Source organism: Streptomyces sp. NPDC048297 (assembly GCF_043201585.1).
Classification (GTDB): Bacteria; Actinomycetota; Actinomycetes; order Streptomycetales; family Streptomycetaceae; genus Streptomyces.
Genome location: NZ_JBICZA010000084.1, coordinates 1 through 2,760, shown reverse-complemented (window position 1 = coordinate 2,760; position 2,760 = coordinate 1). Strand labels below are relative to the sequence as shown.

The 2,760-nt window shown below is 66.0% G+C and carries 1 protein-coding gene; it reads right to left on the bottom strand.

Annotated features, from left to right (window positions below; all coding sequences use genetic code 11):
* The coding region (locus ACGFYV_RS37475; protein ID WP_393883022.1) for a hypothetical protein at positions 1-2,760 on the bottom strand (2,760 nt) is incomplete at both ends.

Below are 2,760 nucleotides of genomic sequence, written 5' to 3'. Positions count from 1 at the left end.
GAACACCCCGGGAACCGTGAGAGGCACCCGGATCTCACCACCGGCAATCAGGTGCAGCGCACGCTGATGCATCCACGCCATGCTGAACACCGTCGCAAGACGAGTCTCCAGATGGGCACGGGCCCCGTGCCAGGAGTTCTGGCCCAGCGTCCACCGCTCCGTCCCGACGAGTGTCTCGGCCTCCCGCAGGAGATCGCGCAGACCACCGACGGTGCCGAGGAACGCCTCGGTGAGTTCCTCGGGGCTCGTCGGCACACTCGTGCGCTGTCCGGCGTCAGGCGCCGGCACACTCACCGGAACCGGACGGTCCGGCGGCATCGGATCGTCCTCCGCCCCCATCAACTCCTGGGGGTAGGAGAGGGTGAGTGCGTGTGGCAGGGACGTGTCGATCAGCGTGTGACGAGAACGGGCACCCACATGGGTCAGGAGCGGTCCGACCAGAGCGGGAGAAGAGGTGAGCCCCCAGTAGTGTTCCAGCTCGACGTTCACAGCGACGTCGTAGGAAACCAGTGCCGGCCCCTGATCGACATTCAGCATGCCCGAGCTGCGTGAACGGCCCGTAGCAGTACTCAGCCCCTGCCCACGCCCATACGTGGCCGACAGGTTGCCGCCCCCGCCACTGCCCTGCAGAAGAACACCGTCGGAGACGACGGGACCATTGCCGTATCCCAGACCGACTCTCGCGCTCCGGCTGTCACCCCGGCGCGCCGCCATGGACTGGTTGTCCCGCTGCACGTTCTTGCCTTCGACGACGTGCCCCTCGGCCGCGTCCCGTATGTGGACGGGATTCGTCAGCTCGACCTTCGCGGTCACGACCGCCAGGGCTGTGGAAGCCGCCCCACGATAGGGAACGACGAACCGGAGCACACCCGAAGTCATCGGTTCGAGTCCGGCCTTCGTCCCCTGCCGCGACGCGAGACTACGCAGCCTCGACAACACCAAGTCGGCATGCTCCGCATCGAGCACCGAATGGAGAGTGTTCCGGCTGGCCTCGACACTCGCCCGCAGATCAGGAATCTCGAACAACGTGCCATGCCCCAGCCCGTCAGCAGGCAGAGTCAACGGAAGCATGGTGCTGAAGGGATCCGGCGTGTCCCCGAGCGTCCGAGGCAACACGGGCGCGTCGGGTGCTGCGGGCGCGTCGGGTGCTGTGATTGCTGCGGGTGCTGCGGTGACCGCGCCGCCGTTCAGGGAGTTGTCCCTCATCTCCTGGGCACGGGCCACCGGCATGATCATGACCGCGGGAGCGTTCGTCAACGTGCGCTCACCATCACGCTCATTGAGACGCTTACTCCCGATCAGACCAGTCACCCGCTTGACCGGGTTGTCGGTCCATACCGTGGCAGTGAGGTGATAGTCCAGCTGCGCGTGCACGATCTCCTGTTCGCCCAGCGTGATGTCGACCCGGTCACTCTGGCCCTCCGTCGACGACGCGAACGTCATCGGGGCCTCATTCCCCCACCGGCCACCCAGCGACGGAACGATCGTGTCGGAAACCGGAACATGTGACGCCGCGTCCCGGTGAACACCCCCCGCGAAGTTCGCGCTACCGCCCACCGACAGGCCCCACGCATACACATCCGAGGTCGCACTGTCACTGACGGAAGCAGTGGTCAGCGTGTGATCGTACTGATACGCGCCCCTACTCACGCCCTTGGTCGTCATCGTCCCGATAGTCGCCCGCAACCCGAATTCCAGCCTGCGCGAAAGACCGAAGGAGTCATGACCCACGACCCGGCTCCACAGCGGGAAACTCCCACCGATGAAATCACCGACACGCGGCCCCAGACCGTTCAACGTCGCATACAGACTCACACGATCCGACGGCGACAACGTGACGCCGAGTTCGGTCAGCAGACTGTCCGCCTCGCTCCGCAGACCTCCCGTGTGAGCCAGCAGAAGCGAGTGCAGCGGCGGCCGCTCATCCTCCGCCGGCTGGAAGACCGGGGGCAGTGGCTCCTCGTCCTCGTCCAGGTCCCGGAAGGCAAGACGGTCAGCGTCGACGAACGAGCGCATACGCACCGAGTCGTACCAGGCGCGGTCCGGCCCCCGCTCCTCCAGAAGGTCGTCGGCCACCAGCAGGCTGACATGGACGGTCACCGGGTCGGACAACTGGCTGCTCAGCGTGGCTTCTTCGTCGGCGGCCCGACCCGTCGTCGCGGGCGCGGACACCGCCCTGGACGACGGCGGCACCGTCGTCATCTCGATGTCAGGCATGGCACCCGGAACCGCCGTGTCCGCCGCGGGAGTTGCCGTCCCGGTGGTCACCTTGAACCGGATGTCCACCTGGCCGTCGAAGACGCCCATGAAACGTGAGCCGCCACCCGACGCACCGCCGGCGGAGAATCCCCCTCCGGTCGTCGACACCCACGTCCCACCGAGCCGCTGCTCAAGCCGCGCACCCAGACTCCGCAGCTTCCGGGAGTGAGCCGGGAAGTTGTACCAGAACGGCGCGTCAATACCGCCTTCCACGCCGGCGACGGTGGAGCGGTCACCCTGGAGTTCGTAGAAATTGCCGTAATACGTCTCCATGTTGCCGTCCCATATACCGGTGTGCGTGAAATCACCCGACTCGAAGGACGCGGAAAGCTCGAGTGTCACCTCCTGCACACCAGTCAGACGCGGAATGCTCAGCAGAACCGACACACTCCCGTTCACCGCATCGTGCAGACGCGCGGCCAAAGACTCGCCCCGCATCAACGACGCGATCTTCAGGAAGTTCGCGAGCTGAGCCGCACTCGGCTTCCCCCCGTCATGAAT